The sequence below is a fragment of the Azonexus sp. genome, assembly GCF_036170495.1.
GTDB lineage: Bacteria > Pseudomonadota > Gammaproteobacteria > Burkholderiales > Rhodocyclaceae > Azonexus.
The window spans coordinates 1-1,190 of sequence record NZ_JAVHPH010000076.1; the positions used below are offsets into that span (position 1 = coordinate 1).

Here is a 1,190-nt window from a genome sequence, read left to right on the forward strand (position 1 = left end):
TGCTGCGCCAGCTTTCGCGGATGGGAATGAGGCCGAGCAGGCGAACGCCGGTCGGATGAACGCACAGCGTTTCGTCGTCTTCGGCCCAGACGAGCATCATGTGGTCGGCGTCGCCCTCGGCGATGGCCTCATAAAAGGCGCGTTCGACGTCGTCGGGCAGGGCATAAACGGTCGGTCCGCTCATCGCCTCATCCTTTTTTGGCAGGCGGCGAAGACCTGTTCGGGCTGCAGTTTGTTCAGGCAATCGAGGTGGCCGAGCGGGCATTCACGCTTGAAGCAGGGGCTGCACGCGAGATTCAGACTCAGGATGTCGGCGCGGTCGGAGAGCGGCGGCGTAAAGCCGGGCGACGAGGAGCCATAGAGCGCGACAATCGGCCGGTCCAGTGCGGCAGCGACGTGCATGAGGCCGGAATCGTTGCAGACAACGAGTTCGGCCATGGCCAGCAGGTCGACGGCCTGAGCCAGCGAGGTGGCGCCGCACAGGTTGCGGCACAGGCCAGGGGCGAGTTGCGAGATTTCTTCGGCGACGGCGTGGTCCTTGGGTGAACCGAAGAGCCAGATGGCACAACCCTGTTCGGCCAGTTTTTTGGCCAGCGCGGCGAAGTGGGCGGCCGGCCAGCGTTTGGCCGGGCCGTACTCGGCGCCGGGGCAGAAGGCGACAACGCGGGCCGGGCGCGCGATGGCCAGCTCGGTCAGGGCTTTTTGCTGATCTTCCACGGTCGACCGGATTTTTGGCCTAAAAATGGAATGGGCCAGCGGCTGGCCGGGCGCTTCGGCCAGTTGGGCGAAGCGTTCGACCATGAGTGGCAGGGCGGTTTTGTCGAGGGTGTGGCGGACGTTGATCAGGCCGTAGCGCGATTCGCCGGTGAAGCCGACGCGCTGCGGGATGCCGGCCAGCCATGGGACGAGCGCCGACTTGAGGGAATTGGGCAGGACGTAGACGGCGTCATAGCCGCGGGCGGCGAGCTGACGGGCGAGTTTCCAGCGCGGTTTGAGCGAGAGCTGGCCGTGGCCGAAGGGGCTGTCGAGGACGTCGCTGATTTCCGCCATGCGGTGCAGGACGGGCGCCACCCAGCGCGGGGCAATGGCGTCGAGCTCAAGGTCGGGAGTTTTGGCATGCAGCCGCGCAAACAGCGGCTGCGCCATGATCGTGTCGCCGATCCAGGAGGGGGCGACGATGAGGGCTTTTT

2 protein-coding genes are annotated in these 1,190 nt (G+C 66.0%); both read right to left on the minus strand.

The window, feature by feature from the left end; genetic code table 11:
* A partial coding sequence (locus tag ADADOO_RS02495) for a nuclear transport factor 2 family protein (protein WP_511274727.1) occupies nucleotides 1-184 on the minus strand: 184 nt, incomplete at its 3' end.
* On the minus strand, nucleotides 181-1,190 hold a 1,010-nt coding region (waaF, locus tag ADADOO_RS02500), incomplete at its 5' end, for a lipopolysaccharide heptosyltransferase II (protein WP_511274729.1). The genes waaF and ADADOO_RS02495, both read right to left, overlap by 4 nt.